The sequence below is a fragment of the Pseudomonas sp. LBUM1646 genome (genome assembly GCF_059716165.1).
This window is the reverse complement of the sequence record NZ_CP166810.1, coordinates 1933171-1947800: the sequence shown is the minus strand read 5'-3', so window position 1 is coordinate 1947800 and position 14630 is coordinate 1933171. Positions and strand designations below refer to the sequence as shown.

General features: G+C 62.1%; 17 protein-coding genes and 1 riboswitch. Of the genes, 2 read left to right on the top strand and 15 right to left on the bottom strand.

The genetic code is table 11. The annotated features are described in order from the left end of the window. Window positions 1-69: 69 nt before the first annotated feature. The 14 genes from ACA071_RS08710 to cobO all read right to left on the bottom strand — a co-directional run bounded on the left by ACA071_RS08710 (window position 70) and on the right by cobO (window position 11454). On the bottom strand, window positions 70-621 hold the full coding sequence (locus tag ACA071_RS08710; protein ID WP_497643966.1) for a glutathione peroxidase: 552 nt from the start codon (window positions 619-621) through the stop codon (window positions 70-72). A gap of 56 nt (window positions 622-677) precedes the next feature. Beyond that, window positions 678-800 (bottom strand): hypothetical protein, encoded by a 123-nt coding sequence (locus ACA071_RS08705; RefSeq protein WP_497643965.1) that lies wholly within the window; start codon window positions 798-800, stop codon window positions 678-680. Continuing rightward, window positions 797-2005 (bottom strand): MFS transporter, encoded by a 1209-nt coding sequence (locus tag ACA071_RS08700; protein WP_497643964.1) that lies wholly within the window; start codon window positions 2003-2005, stop codon window positions 797-799. Before ACA071_RS08700 ends, ACA071_RS08705 begins: the two co-directional genes overlap by 4 nt. A gap of 52 nt (window positions 2006-2057) precedes the next feature. Further along, entirely contained in the window at window positions 2058-2462 is a 405-nt protein-coding gene (locus ACA071_RS08695; RefSeq protein WP_497643963.1) for a MarR family winged helix-turn-helix transcriptional regulator, read from the bottom strand. 171 nt (window positions 2463-2633) lie between these two features. After that, the gene (locus tag ACA071_RS08690; RefSeq protein ID WP_497643962.1) at window positions 2634-3365 is read right to left on the bottom strand and encodes an adenosylcobinamide-GDP ribazoletransferase; all 732 of its coding nucleotides are present in this window, start codon (window positions 3363-3365) and stop codon (window positions 2634-2636) included. Between the two features lie 2 nt (window positions 3366-3367). Continuing rightward, window positions 3368-3943 carry an alpha-ribazole phosphatase family protein gene (gene cobC / locus ACA071_RS08685; RefSeq protein ID WP_497643961.1) on the bottom strand — a complete coding sequence of 192 codons (576 nt, stop codon included), beginning with the start codon at window positions 3941-3943 and terminating at the stop codon, window positions 3368-3370. Continuing rightward, window positions 3940-4995, bottom strand: a complete 1056-nt coding sequence (gene cobT / locus ACA071_RS08680) for a nicotinate-nucleotide--dimethylbenzimidazole phosphoribosyltransferase (RefSeq protein WP_497643960.1) — start codon at window positions 4993-4995, stop codon at window positions 3940-3942. Before cobT ends, cobC begins: the two co-directional genes overlap by 4 nt. Next, window positions 4992-5513: a bifunctional adenosylcobinamide kinase/adenosylcobinamide-phosphate guanylyltransferase gene (cobU, locus tag ACA071_RS08675; protein WP_497643959.1), complete on the bottom strand. Its 522-nt coding sequence runs from the start codon at window positions 5511-5513 to the stop codon at window positions 4992-4994. Before cobU ends, cobT begins: the two co-directional genes overlap by 4 nt. A 46-nt stretch (window positions 5514-5559) precedes the next feature. Then, a complete protein-coding gene (locus tag ACA071_RS08670; protein WP_497643958.1) occupies window positions 5560-7011 on the bottom strand; it encodes a cobyric acid synthase in 1452 nt (483 codons plus the stop codon). Further along, complete coding sequence (gene cobD / locus ACA071_RS08665) at window positions 7008-8000, bottom strand: threonine-phosphate decarboxylase CobD (RefSeq protein ID WP_497643957.1); 993 nt, start codon at window positions 7998-8000, stop codon at window positions 7008-7010. Before cobD ends, ACA071_RS08670 begins: the two co-directional genes overlap by 4 nt. Further along, entirely contained in the window at window positions 7993-8901 is a 909-nt protein-coding gene (cbiB, locus tag ACA071_RS08660; RefSeq protein ID WP_497643956.1) for an adenosylcobinamide-phosphate synthase CbiB, read from the bottom strand. The genes cobD and cbiB overlap by 8 nt, the downstream gene beginning before the upstream one ends. Further along, complete coding sequence (gene bluB / locus ACA071_RS08655; protein ID WP_497643955.1) at window positions 8898-9554, bottom strand: 5,6-dimethylbenzimidazole synthase; 657 nt, start codon at window positions 9552-9554, stop codon at window positions 8898-8900. The genes cbiB and bluB overlap by 4 nt, the downstream gene beginning before the upstream one ends. Then, window positions 9551-10846, bottom strand: a complete 1296-nt coding sequence (locus ACA071_RS08650) for a cobyrinic acid a,c-diamide synthase CobB (protein WP_497643954.1) — start codon at window positions 10844-10846, stop codon at window positions 9551-9553. The genes bluB and ACA071_RS08650 overlap by 4 nt, the downstream gene beginning before the upstream one ends. Beyond that, window positions 10843-11454, bottom strand: coding sequence for a cob(I)yrinic acid a,c-diamide adenosyltransferase (gene cobO / locus ACA071_RS08645; RefSeq protein ID WP_213937078.1), 612 nt, complete (start codon window positions 11452-11454; stop codon window positions 10843-10845). The genes ACA071_RS08650 and cobO overlap by 4 nt, the downstream gene beginning before the upstream one ends. 81 nt (window positions 11455-11535) lie before the next feature. After that, window positions 11536-11767, bottom strand: a riboswitch (cobalamin riboswitch). 154 nt (window positions 11768-11921) lie between these two features. Here cobO and ACA071_RS08640 point away from each other — a divergent pair. Both ACA071_RS08640 and ACA071_RS08635 read left to right on the top strand, forming a co-directional pair. Further along, complete coding sequence (locus ACA071_RS08640) at window positions 11922-12506, top strand: hypothetical protein (RefSeq protein WP_497643953.1); 585 nt, start codon at window positions 11922-11924, stop codon at window positions 12504-12506. Between the two features lie 66 nt (window positions 12507-12572). Then, window positions 12573-13886 (top strand): PQQ-dependent sugar dehydrogenase, encoded by a 1314-nt coding sequence (locus ACA071_RS08635; protein ID WP_497643952.1) that lies wholly within the window; start codon window positions 12573-12575, stop codon window positions 13884-13886. Between the two features lie 75 nt (window positions 13887-13961). Here the strand turns inward: ACA071_RS08635 and ACA071_RS08630 are convergent, their stop codons facing one another. After that, window positions 13962-14615 (bottom strand): O-methyltransferase, encoded by a 654-nt coding sequence (locus ACA071_RS08630; RefSeq protein ID WP_497643951.1) that lies wholly within the window; start codon window positions 14613-14615, stop codon window positions 13962-13964. Window positions 14616-14630: the final 15 nt, after the last annotated feature.

Sequence of the window (14630 nt, the reverse complement as noted above, 5' to 3'; positions counted from 1 at the left end):
CCGCTCGCCACCTGAATCGAAAAAGCCCCGCTCTCTTGTACAGAGGCGGGGCTTTTTAGTGGCCGTCGATCAGGGTTTCGAGGCGATGGCCTTCTCTACGGCCTCGATGAATTCAGGGTTATCGGGTTTGGTCAGGCTGGAGAAATTGGCGATCACTTTGCCTTGGCGATCGACCACGTACTTGTAGAAATTCCACTTCGGCGCGCTGCTTTGCTCGGCAAGGACCTTGAACAGGTGGGTTGCATCGGCGCCGCGGACGTTCTGCGGTTCGGTCATGGTGAAGGTCACGCCGTAGTTGACGTAGCAGACCTTGGCGGTCTCGGCGCCGTCCTTGGACTCCTGCTTGAAGTCATTGGACGGAACACCGATTACCTCCAACCCTTGGTCCTTGTAACGCTGATACAGCGCCTCAAGGCCTTTGAACTGCGGGGCGAAACCACAGAAGCTGGCGGTATTGACCACCACCAGCGGCTTGCCGGCGAAGCGCTGGCACAGATCGATGGATTCCTTGGCGCGCAACTTGGGCAATGAGCCCTGCAACAGCTCCGGACAGTCGGCCGCCTGGGCCAATCCGGTAAACGCCATCAGTAACGCGGGGACTGCAAGCCAGCGTTTCAGCATGTCGGTGCATCCTTGAAAAATCGTCAGTAAGCGAAGTTACTCGCCCTCGCAACGCCCTAGCAAGCACCCATGCCCAACTGCATCAGCGCCAACCCGCCCTGATGCCAGCCCCACCACGCCAGGGCCAGCAGCAAGGCGCCGATTCCGGCGACTATGATCCGCGGCCAGAGACTGTTCATATCGCACTCATCCGGGTTTGCAACCGCGCCACCGGCCGCTCGCGCACCGGCCAGTTCAAGGCTGCAGCCAGCAAGCTCAAGAGAATCGCTACCTGCCAGATCAAGTCGTAGCTCCCGGTCCGGTCATACACCACCCCGCCCAACCAGCCGCCGAGGAATGAGCCTAACTGGTGAAACAGGAAAACAATCCCACCGAGCATGGACAGGTTTCGTACGCCGAACAATGTCGCCACCGTGCCGTTGGTCAACGGCACCGTGGACAACCACAGAAAGCCCATCGCCATGCCGAACAGATACGCCGTGGTCGTGGTGACTGGCGCCCAGAGGAACAGCCCGATCACCACCGCGCGCAACAGATACAGACCAGTGAGCAAACGCGGCTTGGACATCCGCCCGCCGAGCCAGCCTGCGGTGTAAGTGCCGAAGATATTGAACAGCCCGATCAACGCCAGCACCGTGGTGCCGACCGTGGCTGGCAGGTGTTGATCCACCAGATAGGCCGGCAGGTGCACACCAATGAACACCACTTGAAAACCACAGACAAAAAAGCCGAACGCCAGCAGCCAGAACCCGGAATGGGAGCAAGCTTCACGCAAGGCTTCGGACAAGGTCTGCTCATGGCCGAGCACCGGCAGCGGCTTGTCCTTGAGCATGCTCACCAGCGGCACAATCAGCGCCACCAACAGGCCCAACACCAATAACGCGGCGGACCAGCCGAGCCAGCCGATCAACCCCAGTGTGCCGGGCAACATGGCGAACTGGCCGAAAGAACCCGCCGCACTGGCGATACCCATGCCCATGCTGCGTTTCTCCGGCGGTACTGCCCGCCCGACCACGCCGAGGATCACCGAGAACGAGGTGCCCGACAGGCCGATGCCGATCAACAGGCCGGCGCTCAGGGACAAGGTCACCGCCGAGTCGGACAAGCCCATGCAGACCAGGCCAGCGGCATACAGCACGCCACCGACCAACACGACTTTAGCGGCACCGAAGCGGTCGGCCAATGCGCCGGTGAACGGCTGCGCCAAGCCCCAGATCAGGTTTTGCAAGGCAATGGCAAAAGCGAACGTCTCACGGCCCCAGCCAAACTCGGCGCTCATGGGCGCCAGAAATAGCCCGAAGCCATGCCGCACGCCCAAGGACAACGCGAGAATCAGCGCACTCCCCACTAACACCCAACCGCAAGTACGCCACATCGAGGTCATTCTTATTCTCCGGTAGCGGGTATATACCCGCTTAAGATCGAACAAACCGGCATCAAGCCAGTTCGTCCAGCAATTTGAGCAAGGTTTCACGTTTTTCGGCACCCAGGCGGTCGATCAACCGCTGCTGCGCCGCTTCCCAGGCCGGCAAGGCTGCTTTCAGTCGTTCAGCGCCGGCCTCGGTGAGCGTGACGATACGATTACGCATGTCCTCGCCCTCGACCAGCGTCACCAGCCCTTCGCCCTCCAGCACCCGCAGATTTCGCCCCAGGGTGCTGCGATCCAGCCCCATGGCCTCGGCCAAGGTGGAAATACTCGGTTGATCCAGACGCTGCAAATTGCACAGCAAAGAATACTGGGCAACGTTGATCCCGAAGCCGTCGAGAGCGCCGTCGTAATGCCTGCTGACGCCACGGGCAGCGCGACGCAGGTTGGTACATAAACATTGGGAGTCGAGCATGGTGCGTGTATATACCCGCGGTTAAATGAAAGCAAATTTTTGATACATAAAACCTGCAACAGGATCGCGCGTTTTGCCGAATTACCTGCAGGAGCAAGGCTTACCCGCGAAGAACGATAACGCGCTCTGCCAGCAAGACCGAGGCGCGGCCATCGCGAGCAAGCTTTGCTCCTACAGGAGTGCCAACCCGACTAACACCGCCATCTCCAGCAATTCCAGCAACGCCCCCGCTGTATCGCCAGTAGTTCCGCCCAACCGCCGCATCATCACCTGGCGTAACCAGACAAACACTACCGCCGCCAGTGCGAGCGCAGCCAAGCCCTTGAAGCCTGCTATCACGACACAAACCAAAGCACTGACCGCCAACACCTGCCAACCAGTCCTGCGCGGCAAATGATCAGCCAGTGCCTGCCCCAATCCGCCAGCCCGCACATAAGGCGTAGTCAGGAACAACCCCAACAACGCCGCACGCCCGATCAAGGGAACAACAATCAAAACCAGGCCGTTCCCCTGCTCGATCAACGCCAGCAACGCAGCGAATTTCAGCAACAACACCAACACCAGCGTCACTACCGCAATCGGCCCGCTGCGCGGGTCTTTCATGATGGTCAGCGTGCGTTCACGATCGCCAAAACCACCGAGCCACGCATCAGCGCTGTCGGCCAGGCCGTCCAGGTGCAGTGCGCCGCTGAGCAGTACCCAAACGGTCAGCAGCAGCGCGGCGTGAAGCAGCAACGGCGTGCCCGACATCACCCCGTTCAACGCCCACAACAGACCGCCAAACAGCAAGCCGACCAGCGGATAAAACAGCAACGAGCGCCCCAATTCCTGAGGCGCCGGCATCCCCGGCAGACGAATCGGCAGGCTGCTCAAGAATTGCAGGGCGATCCAGAACGGCAACATGATCAGCGCGCTTCCCTTAACAACGGGCCGGAGCCGACCGCCAACGAATGCAACGAAGCGTGGACCACTTCAACGTTGAGCAACTGCTCGCGAGGCAAGCCACGGGCCCGGGCCAGCAGCAACTTCATGACCCCGCCATGGGTGATCAGCAACACCCGCTCGCCCGCGTAGGCCGCGTGCAGCCGCTCGACCGCCGCCAGCACTCGCGTGGAAAAGTCCGCCACCGGTTCACCCTCGGGCGGGGTGAACGAATAAGGATCGGTCCAGAACAGCCCCAACGCCTCGGCACTGGTTTGCATCAGCAGCGCCGTGCTCTGCCCTTCCCACGCGCCGAAATGCAGTTCTTGCAGGTCTTTTTCCAACTGAACCGGCAAACCGAGTTGCCCGCCCAGCTCTTCTGCAAAACGCGCACAACGCTGCAACGGCGAGCTGATCAATCGATCCCAAGGCCCCTGCCCGATCACCGCTGCACGTAACTGCGCCCAGCCCTTGTCGGTCAGTGCATCGTCGAGGCTGCCACGCAGGCCACCGCCGAGTTCAGTCTCGCCATGGCGCAGCAAATCCAGGCGCAAGGTCATGCCGGACGATCCGCCACTGCCGCTTCAGCGAAGGTCGCCATCTGCCCATGAAGATCGCAGGCCAGGCGCAACAACGGCACCGCCAACGCCGCGCCACTGCCCTCGCCCAGGCGCAAACCGAGGTCGAGTAACGGCTCTGCATTCAGGGTTTCCAGCACATGACGATGGCCCGGCTCGGCGCCGCGATGGCCGAACAACAACCACTCGCGGCACTGCGGATTCAAGCGCACCGCCACCAATGCGGCGACGCTGCAAATAAAGCCGTCCACCAGTACCGCCACGCCTTCTTGGGCGCAGGCCAGATAGGCACCGACCAACGCCGCAATCTCAAACCCACCGAGGTTGAACAGGGTTTGCAATGCATCGCCGCGTTGAGCGCCGTGCAACGCCAGCGCACGCTCAATGACTTGCGCTTTATGGCTGACACCCGCCGCGTTCAATCCAGTACCCGGCCCGGTCAGATGCGCCACCGGGCAATCGAGCAAGGCGCAGGCCAAGGCACTGGCCGCCGTGGTGTTGCCGATGCCCATTTCGCCGCCGATGAACAACTGCGCACCCGCAGCTCTGGCGCGTAGCACGCTGTCGCGCCCGGCCTGCAACGCCAACTCGCCTTGGGCGACGGTCATGGCCGGGCCGTTCACAAAGTTGGCTGTGCCCGGGCCGACATTCAGATGCAGCACGCCTGGCAGGTTCAACGACGGCGTGATGGTGCCGAGGTCCACCACCTCCAGTTGAGCGCCCAATTGCCGCGCCAGGACGCTGATCGCCGCGCCGCCGGTGACGAAGTTGTGCAACATCTGTCCGGTGACTTCCTGGGGAAACGCCGACACCCCTTCTGCGACCACGCCATGGTCACCGGCGAAGATCGCGATCCACAGCTGATCGAGGCTCGGCTTGACCTGCCCCTGCAACCCGGCCAGTTGCACGGCGACTGATTCCAGCCGACCGAGAGAGCCTGCCGGTTTGGTCAGTTGCTGCTGCCGAGCCTCGGCCTGTTCAACGGCTGCCGCATCGATCGGCTTGCACAGGTTCAGCCACCAGGATTGAGTCATAACGCAGTACCTTTCAGAGTCAGGGGCAGGCCGGCGACGGTCAGGACGACTCGCTGACAGCGCTCAGCCAGGGCTTGATGCAGCCAACCGGCTTCATCGATATAGCGGCGAGTCAATTCGCCCAGCGGCACGACACCCATTCCGGTCTCGTTGCTGACAAAAACGATTTCACCCGGCAATGAGGCCAGGCAGTCCAGCAAGGCATCGCGCTCGGCCGACAGGCGCTCGGGGTTGTCGAGCATCAGCAGATTGGTCAGCCACAGGGTCAGGCAATCCACCAGCAGGCAACGCTCGGCGCTGGCGTTTTCGCGCAGGACGCGGGCCAGTTCCAGGGGTTCTTCGATCAGCGCCCATTCGGCGGGACGACGGGCGCGGTGATGGGCGACCCGTTCGTTCATCTCGCCGTCCAGGGGTTGGCTGGTGGCGATGTAGGTCACCTGGAGTTGACTGTCTGTGGCGAGTTTTTCAGCCAGGCGGCTTTTGCCGGAGCGGGCGCCGCCGAGGATTAGTTGGAGCATGGTTCATTCCTTAAAATCATCGGTGTTCTTGCCCGCGAAGGCACCCTCAAAATCCGCAAAGCTCTCGCAGTAGTTGGGTATCCAAATGCGTCTCCACCAAATCCGCCAACCGCTCGATATCGCGCTCGCGCAAGGCGTGATAATCCACCTCCTGCACGTTCTGCAAACCGGCCCAACGCAACAGCGCACTGCTCGCCGCCGGTGATTCAAACAACCCATGCAGATAGGTGCCGAAAATCTGCCCGTCGAGACTTTGTGCGCCATCGCAGCGACCATCGTCCAACTGCACGGCGGCATGTTCCAGCGCCGACCCAGTGGTCACGCCCGCATGGATTTCATAGCCGCTGACCTCGGCATTCTCCAGCGACAGCCGCCCCCGCACATTGCGCAACTGCTTCTCTTCTTCGAGCAGGGTCTCGAACGCCAGCAAACCCAAACCGGCGCTGGAACCCGGCGCGCCTTCAAGGCCCAGGGGGTCATGGACGTGTTCGCCGAGCATTTGCAGGCCGCCGCAAATCCCCAGCACTTTGCCGCCATAGCGCAAGTGCCGGGAGATCGCCGTGTCCCAACCGTTGGCCCGCAGGTACGCAAGGTCGCTGCGTACGCTTTTCGAGCCTGGAAGAATAATCAGGTCCGCAGCCGGAATCGCCTGGCCGGGGCCGACAAATTGCAGGTCCACTTGCGGATGCAAACGCAACGGATCGAAATCGGTGTGGTTGCTAATGCGCGGCAGCACCGGCACCACCACTTTGAGCACTTGATCAGCCTTGTCGGTCTGGCGCTGGTCGATGCCATCCTCGGCTTCCAGGTGCAAGTCCATCACATAAGGCAGCACGCCGATCACCGGTTTGCCGGTGCGTTCTTCGAGCCAGTCGAGGCCCGGTTGCAGCAAGGCAATATCGCCGCGAAAACGGTTGATGATGAAGCCTTTGACCCGTGCCTGTTCGCTCGGCGACAGCAGCTCCAGCGTACCCACCAGATGGGCAAAAACCCCGCCGCGATTGATGTCGGCGATCAGCACCACCGGGCAATCCACCGCTTCGGCAAACCCCATGTTGGCGATGTCGCCGGCGCGCAGATTGATCTCGGCCGGCGAGCCCGCGCCTTCAACCATCACCACCGGATAGGCCGCGCTCAGCCGTTCGTGGGAGGCCAGCACCGCTTGCATCGCGATGGCTTTGTAATCGTGATAGGCCACGGCGTTCATGGTGGTGACGGCGCGGCCATGGATGATCACTTGGGCGCCGGTGTCGCTGTTGGGTTTGAGCAGCACCGGGTTCATGTCAGTGTGCGGCTCAAGATTGGCAGCCTGGGCCTGCACCGCTTGGGCGCGGCCAATCTCGCCACCGTCGGCGGTCACGGCGCTGTTCAACGCCATGTTCTGCGGCTTGAACGGCACAACGCTTACGCCATGGCGCGTGACCCAGCGACACAGCGCCGTCACCAGCGTGCTTTTACCGGCGTCGGACGTGGTGCCCTGCACCATCAACGTAGTCATTGGAGTTCCTTGGCGAAAGCTTGCAGGGCTTGTTCGAGGCGGGCTTCTTCGATGGCGTCAGCAGGCAAACCGAAACGCAGGCTGCTGTTATTCGTGAACAACCGCAGCAGGATGCCGCGCCGGGCCATGAAGGTATGCAACTCTTCGGCGCGTTCGGTGATCAGCCATTGAAACAAGGCGCAACCGCCCTCGGGCTTGAGATCGTAACGTTCGAGCAGTGCGGCCAGGCGCTGACTGGCTTTGTCACTGCGCAGCCGTTGCCGGGCATGGCCTTCGGTGTCTTGCAAACAGGCCTGACCCAGCACCCGGGTCGGTCCGCTGACTGCCCATGGCCCAACTTGCTCGGCGAGCAATTTGAGCAGTTTTCGCTCAGCCAGCACGAAGCCCAAACGCACCCCGGCCAGGCCAAAAAACTTGCCGAAGGAGCGCAACACGATTAATCCGACCTGATTGGCAAACGGCGCGACGCTCAGTTGTGGCGTGTTGTCCATAAACGCTTCGTCCACCACCAGCCAGCCACCGCGCTGGGCGAGTCGCGAGTGCCAGTCGAGCAGACGACTAGGGCTGAGGCTCAGGCCCGTCGGATTGTTCGGGTTGACCACCACCAGCACGTCGAGGCTGTCGAGAAAGAAGTCGACTTCCTGCTCCAGCACTTCACGCACGATGTAGCCATTGCGGCGCCACGCCTCAGCGTGCTCGGCATAACAAGGCGACAACACGCCGACCTTGCCGGCCCGACGCAAACGCGGCAGCAACTGGATCGCCATCTGCGACCCGGCCACCGGCAGCACTTGGGTGGCGCCGTAGTAATCACGGGCGGCCTGCTCCAGACCGTCATCGGTTTCCGGCAGTCGCGCCCACGCCCGCAGCGGAATTTCCGGGACCGGAAACGGCCACGGCGCCAGGCCGCTGGAGAGGTCGAGCCAATCGGCTTCGGCGATGCCGTATTCAAGCGCCGCCTTGCGCAACCGGCCACCGTGCTCAAGCATAGAATTCAGCTCCCACGCAGAGAATCAGCAGCCATAACCATACGCCGCGCTGGACCAATTGCCAGCCACGGTCAATGGAATCGGCATCCGCCGCCGGGCCTTCGCCGAGTTGCGGACGCTGATGCAGTTCGCCGTGATAAATTGCCGCCCCGCCCAACTCGACACCCAGCGCACCGGCACCCGCCGCCATCACCGGCCCGGCATTCGGGCTGTCCCAGGTCGGGCCTTGGGTGCGCCAGCATTTCAACGCCAGTCGGGTTTTGCCCAGCAGTGCGTAGGTCAATGCCACCAGACGTGCAGGAATGTAGTTGAGGACGTCGTCGATTTTTGCCGCCGCCCAGCCGAACCGTTCGAAGCGTTCGTTGCGATAGCCCCACATGGCGTCGAGGGTGTTGCTCAGTCTATAGAGCACCACGCCCGGCGCACCAGCCACGGCAAACCAGAACAGCGCGGCGAATATTGCGTCGCTGCCGTTTTCCAGCACCGACTCGGTGGCGGCGCGGGCGACTTCGGTTTTATCCAGTTCGCTGGTCTGGCGGCTGACCAGATAACCCACGCGTTTGCGCGCTTCTTCCAGATCATCACTGCGCAGGGCCTTGGCCACTGGCTCGACGTGTTCGCCGAGGCTGCGCATGCCGAGGGCGCAATACAGCGCCAGAATCTCGACCAGCCAACCCACGTAGGGCGCCCATGAAAGCGCCGTGGCCAACAAGGTCAGCGGCAACACCGAGATCACCCAAGCGGTGACGCCATGACTGCGCCAGCCGCGGCCACCGGAGTTGAAACGTTGCTCGATGCGATCGGCAAAACGGCCGAACGCCACCAGCGGATGCCAGCGCTTGGGTTCACCCAGCAGCGCATCCAGCGCAACCGCGGCGACACTCAACAACGCCACACTCATTGACTCACTCCCCAATAATTTTCATACAGCAGTTCACTGAGCGGACGCGCCTGCGCCCAGCCTTCGAGTACCAACATCGGCGCCGGATAGAATTCCTTGACCGGGCCCAGGCAAAGAACAGCCAACGGCTTGGCGCCGGCGGGTAAACCCAACAGGTCCGCCAGGGCTTGCGGCTCGAACAGCGACACCCAGCCCATCCCCAGCCCTTCGGCGCGGGACGCCAGCCAGAGGTTCTGGATCGCGCAGGACAGCGAGGCCATGTCCATTTCCGGCAAGGTGCGACGACCGAAGATGTGACGCTCGCGGTCGTCCATCAGCGCGGCAACCAGCACTTCGGCGCAGTCGTTGATGCCTTCGACCTTGAGCTTCATGAATTCATCGGTGCGCTCGCCGAGGGCTTCGGCGGTGCGGATGCGTTCTTCTTCCACCAGTTGCTGGATCTGGCCGCGCAGGGCTTTATCGCTGATGCGGATGAAGCGCCAGGGTTGCATCAGGCCAACACTGGGCGCCTGATGTGCGGCTTCGAGCAGGCGGCGCAGCAGTTGCGGTTCGACGGTGCCGCCGCTGAAGTGACGCATGTCGCGACGTTCGCCGATAGCTCGGTAGACCGCCGCGCGCTCAGCTTCGCTGAACGCAAGATCATCTGACTTCATGGCTTGAACAACGCCGCCACCGCTTGCGGATTGGACGGGAAATAAAAATGCACGTAGGACGCGGTCATCCGCCCCTGACGATAAACCGCTTCTGCCCCGCGCCCGCCATTGGGGCTCAGGCCCCGGGCAATCGGCTCAAGTTCTGTACTGGTCAAAGAATGATGATAGGTATGCCCGCGCAACGAACCTTCGGGCAACTCGACCGCCTGCAACGCCAACGCCGCCAGACGCTTTTGCATCACCGCATCCCCCGCCAGCAAGCCGACCAGTTCAGCGCGAGTGCCTTCGACATCGGTCAAGGAATCGAGCAGATACAGCATGCCACCGCATTCGGCCAGCAACGGTTTACCCGCGACGTGGTGCGCGCGAATAGCGTTGAGCATCGAGGTGTTTTGCGACAACGCCACATGGTGCAGCTCGGGGTAACCGCCCGGTAAATACAGGCTGTCGGCTTCGGGTAATTGGCTATCGCGGATCGGCGAGAAAAACGCCAGCTCGGCGCCCATCGCTCGCAGCAGATCCAGGCTGGCGCCGTAGGTGAAGGCAAATGCTTCGTCACGGGCCACAGCAATGCGCACGCCGGCCAGCAACGGCTCGGTTTCGAGCACATCCGGGGCGGCGAATTCGACGGCCGGTGGCAGCGCTACCTCGCAACTGCTGGCCAACGCGTCGGCAGCGGCATCGAGGCGCAGATCGAGGTCGTTCAACTCGCTGGCCTGGACCAGGCCGAGGTGACGACTCGGCAATTCGATCCCGGTTTCCCGGGACAACGCACCGTACCAGCGCAAGCCTTCGGTCAGGCTGCCTTCGAGCAATTGCGCGTGACGCAAGGTGCCGACGCGGTTGGCCAGGACACCGGCAAACGGCAAGTCCGGCTGATACTTCGCCAGCCCCAACGCCAGCGCACCAAAGGTCTGGGCCATGGCGGTGCCGTCGATCACGCCGAGCACCGGCACGCCGAAGTGCCGCGCCAGATCGGCGCTGGACGGCGTGCCGTCGAACAGGCCCATGACGCCTTCGATCAGGATCAGATCGGCTTCACCGGCGGCTTCCCACAACAGTCGACGACTTTCCTGCTCGCCGACCATCCACATGTCCAATTGATACACCGGCGCACCGCTGGCGCGCTCGAGAATCATCGGGTCGAGGAAGTCCGGGCCGCATTTGAACACGCGCACGTTGCGCCCCTGATTGCGATGCAATCGGGCTAGTGCGGCGGTGACGGTGGTCTTGCCCTGACCGGAGGCCGGCGCGGCGATCAGTACCGCCGGGCAATGACGGGGTTGATTCACAGTTCGACGCCTTTTTGCGCTTTGATCCCGGCCTGGAACGCGTGCTTGATCACGCCCATTTCGGTGACAGTGTCGGCCAGTTCGATCATTTCCGGCTTGGCGCCGCGACCGGTGACCACCACGTGTTGCATCGGCGGACGGGCCTGCAAGTCGCTGAGGACTTGATCGAGGTCGAGGTAACCGTGCTTGAGGGCGATGTTCAGTTCATCCAGCACCACCAGACCAATCGACGGATCGCGCAGCAGTTCGCGGGACACTTCCCACGCGGCTTCGGCGGCGGCGATGTCGCGCTGGCGGTCCTGGGTTTCCCAGGTGAAGCCCTCGCCCATCACATGAAAGCGCACTTGCTCCGGGAAGCGGCGGAAGAACAACTCTTCGCCGGTGCTGTTGCGCCCCTTAATGAACTGCACCACACCGCACTGCATGCCATGGCCCATGGAGCGGGCGAGCATGCCGAAGGCCGAGCTGCTTTTACCCTTGCCGTTGCCGGTCAACACCAGCAGCAGGCCACATTCGTTCGGCGAGTTAGCGATGCGTTCGTCAATCACGGCTTTTTTGCGCTGCATGCGCGCCAGGTGGCGTTCGTCACGATCGGGGGTATCAGTCATGGGGGAGCTCTCCGTTGAGACTGGATAACGGCGGGCAGGCACAAGAATAGACGGCAAAAAGCCTGGCATCGCCCACCGTGATGCCGCTGGATGGATCAGGCCGGTCTCCGGGCTCATGAGCGGCTTGCGCCTGGCTGCGCGCCTTCCCATGTTTTTCAACACAGTGGCTCAAAGCGCAGTTTTTCACTCATTTACCGTTGCGGGGGCAGCGCCGGGATCGTGGTTGTTCATTCGTCGAATGAACGCACTCACCGGCTTCCCTGTTTCACTCTGTCGACCACGGTCACAGAGCACCTGAAACAAGCCGCGAAGGTTAGAGGGTTGGGGGTGGAGCGTCAATTAAAGCCGGGACGCCGCTGGGCGAATAACTGCCGTCGATCAATTATCTGCCGCCATTGTTGTGCCACACTCTTAGCGGTGATATCAAAGAGCCACAATCTCACAACACAATAACAAGGGTGAGCCACATGCAAGGCATGATCATCAGCAATCCGAAGCTGGAATTCCTGCGCCCGCTGCTGGAACGCTGGTTTGACTGTATCGACCGTTACAACGCCGTGCGCGGCGATAACGATGCGCCGTACTGGTTTGACGAAAACGCCAACCGTGGCCTGCTTTCCGCGGCGGCCTGGATGGCGGAAATGGTCACGCTGCAACAGGCGCCGACCCGCAAACAGACCGAAGAAGGCGAACGCAACGGGCGCGCCGATCTGTTTATCGCCACCAGCGACGAGCGTGCCTGGTTGCAGACAAGCCAACGCTGGCCGCGGGTCAACAGCTTGAACCTGACACAGGCATTGGCGGATATCACCAGCGACGCCAAGCGCATCAGCTTCGCCAGCGACCTGAAACTCGGCTGCCTGTTCGTCGCCCCGCAAAAGGCCCAGCAAAGCGCCACCCCGGAAGAACTCCAGGACATGGTCGACGACCTGCAAAAGGAACACACCTGCGCCGTCGCCTGGTATTTCCCTTACGCCTACCGCAAGTTGCGCAACGAAGCCGGCCACTATCACCCCGGCATCGCCGTGCTGCTCAAAGAGGCCCGTGGCTGATGGGTTGAACCATCGCGGCTGTTTACTTCTCTAGATTAAATCAGTGCATTCATAGGGAAGATCAGCATGCGCAAGCCCCAGCTCGTTATCGTCATCGCGCTCGCCGGAGGGCTTGTTGCCTGCGGCGAGACCTCCAGCCTGCAAGTCACGGACGGCACCGGCCCATCACCCAAGCTGCCAGAACCGAACAAAACCCTGATCCCGACGGTGAACATCGCCCCGGCGATCGGCTGGCCGGCCGGCGCCAAACCCACGGCTGCGGCGGGAACGCAGGTGGCGGCATTTGCCGAAAACCTCGATCACCCGCGCTGGCTCTACGTGCTGCCCAACGGTGATGTGCTGGTGGCCGAAACCAACGCGCCGCCCAAGCCTGATGACAGCAAAGGCATTCGCGGCTGGGTGATGAAGAAAGTCATGGGCCGCGCCGGTGCCGGCGTGCCGAGCCCGAACCGCATCACACTGCTGCGGGACAAGGACCACGATGGCGTGGCCGAAACCCGCACGGTGTTCCTGGAAAACCTCAACTCGCCGTTCGGCATGACCCTGGTCGGCAATGATCTGTACGTCGCCGACACCGATCGATTGCTGCGTTTTCACTATGAAACCGGCGATACCGCGATCAAGTCCGAGCCGATGAAGGTCATCGACTTGCCGGGCGGCACGCTGAATCACCACTGGACCAAGAACGTCATCGCCAGCAAGGACGGCAGCAAGCTCTACGTGACCGTGGGCTCCAACAGCAACGTCGGCGAAAACGGCCTGGACAAGGAAGAAGGTCGGGCAGCGATCTGGGAAGTCGACCGCGCCACCGGCAACCACCGGATCTTCGCCTCGGGCCTGCGCAACCCCAATGGCATGGGCTGGGAACCCAGCAGCGGCGCACTCTGGACTTCGGTCAACGAGCGCGACGAGATCGGCAGCGATCTGGTGCCGGACTACATCACTTCGGTCAAGGACGGCGCGTTCTATGGCTGGCCGTTCAGCTATTACGGGCAGCACGTCGATGTGCGCGTCGAGCCGCAGAACCCGGACATGGTGGCCAAGGCCATCGCCCCGGATTACGCCGTCGGCCCGCACACCGCCTCGCTGGGCTTTACCTTTGCCGAAGGCAGCAAGCTGCCGGCACCGTTCACCAACGGCGCATTCGTCGGCCAGCACGGCTCGTGGAACCGTAAACCGCACAGCGGCTATAAAGTGATTTTCGTACCGTTCACGGCGGGCAAGCCGACCGGGCAACCGGTGGATGTGCTGACCGGTTTCCTCGATAAGGATGAAAACGCCTTGGGCCGGCCGGTGGGTGTGGTGATCAATCAGCAGGGAGACTTGCTGGTGGCGGATGATGTGGGGAACAAGGTGTGGCGGGTTTCGGCGGTTAAATAAACGCAAAAAAATCGCAGTCTTCATCACTCCATGTAGGTAGGTGCTGCCGAAGGCTGCGATCTTTTCAATAGGCACTTACCTTTTGCGGCAAAGCGTCAACCCATCGCCAATCGGCAACAACGACAAATCCACCCGCGCGTCATCCTTTAAGGCTCGATTCAGTGCCTGGATCGCCCGGGTGTCGGCGCTCTCGGGATTGCTCTCCAGCACCCGCCCGCTCCACAGGGTGTTATCGAACACCGCCAAACCACCTACCCGCAGCAAACGCAGGGCGTGTTCCAGATAACTCGGGTAGTTGGCCTTGTCGGCATCGATGAAGACCAGATCGAACTGCCCTGGTAGCTCCAGTTGCGCGAGGGTGTCCAGCGCCGGCGCCAGGCGCAGGTCGATGCGCGTGGCCAAACCCGCCTCCTGCCAGTAACGCTGCGCGGTGGCGTTGTAGTCGCCGGGGATATCGCAACAGATCAGCGAACCGTCATCCGGCAACGCCGCCGCCATGCACAAGGCGCTGTAACCGGTGAAGGTGCCGACTTCCAGCAAACGCCTGGCGCCAGTGAGCTTGACCAACAAGGCGAGGAACTGCCCCTGCTCCGGCGCCACCTGCCAGCGCGCCATCGGCAGCGCCTGGGTTTCATCGCGCAAACGCTTGAGCAGCGGCGTTTCCCTGAGGGAAACGTCGAGCAAGTATTGATACAGGGAATCGTCGAGGTTAAGCGTGCGAGCGGTCATGACAACCTCTGCCGG

Coding starts and splice junctions, on each gene's coding strand:
- ACA071_RS08710 (WP_497643966.1), bottom strand. CDS start 621: ATGCTGAAACGCTGGCTTGCAGTCCCCGCGTTACTGATGGCGTTTACC.
- ACA071_RS08705 (WP_497643965.1), bottom strand. CDS start 800: ATGAACAGTCTCTGGCCGCGGATCATAGTCGCCGGAATCGGCGCCTTG.
- ACA071_RS08700 (WP_497643964.1), bottom strand. CDS start 2,005: ATGACCTCGATGTGGCGTACTTGCGGTTGGGTGTTAGTGGGGAGTGCG.
- ACA071_RS08695 (WP_497643963.1), bottom strand. CDS start 2,462: ATGCTCGACTCCCAATGTTTATGTACCAACCTGCGTCGCGCTGCCCGT.
- ACA071_RS08690 (WP_497643962.1), bottom strand. CDS start 3,365: ATGTTGCCGTTCTGGATCGCCCTGCAATTCTTGAGCAGCCTGCCGATT.
- cobC (WP_497643961.1), bottom strand. CDS start 3,943: ATGACCTTGCGCCTGGATTTGCTGCGCCATGGCGAGACTGAACTCGGC.
- cobT (WP_497643960.1), bottom strand. CDS start 4,995: ATGACTCAATCCTGGTGGCTGAACCTGTGCAAGCCGATCGATGCGGCA.
- cobU (WP_497643959.1), bottom strand. CDS start 5,513: ATGCTCCAACTAATCCTCGGCGGCGCCCGCTCCGGCAAAAGCCGCCTG.
- ACA071_RS08670 (WP_497643958.1), bottom strand. CDS start 7,011: ATGACTACGTTGATGGTGCAGGGCACCACGTCCGACGCCGGTAAAAGC.
- cobD (WP_497643957.1), bottom strand. CDS start 8,000: ATGCTTGAGCACGGTGGCCGGTTGCGCAAGGCGGCGCTTGAATACGGC.
- cbiB (WP_497643956.1), bottom strand. CDS start 8,901: ATGAGTGTGGCGTTGTTGAGTGTCGCCGCGGTTGCGCTGGATGCGCTG.
- bluB (WP_497643955.1), bottom strand. CDS start 9,554: ATGAAGTCAGATGATCTTGCGTTCAGCGAAGCTGAGCGCGCGGCGGTC.
- cobO (WP_213937078.1), bottom strand. CDS start 11,454: ATGACTGATACCCCCGATCGTGACGAACGCCACCTGGCGCGCATGCAG.
- ACA071_RS08640 (WP_497643953.1), top strand. CDS start 11,922: ATGCAAGGCATGATCATCAGCAATCCGAAGCTGGAATTCCTGCGCCCG.
- ACA071_RS08635 (WP_497643952.1), top strand. CDS start 12,573: ATGCGCAAGCCCCAGCTCGTTATCGTCATCGCGCTCGCCGGAGGGCTT.
- ACA071_RS08630 (WP_497643951.1), bottom strand. CDS start 14,615: ATGACCGCTCGCACGCTTAACCTCGACGATTCCCTGTATCAATACTTG.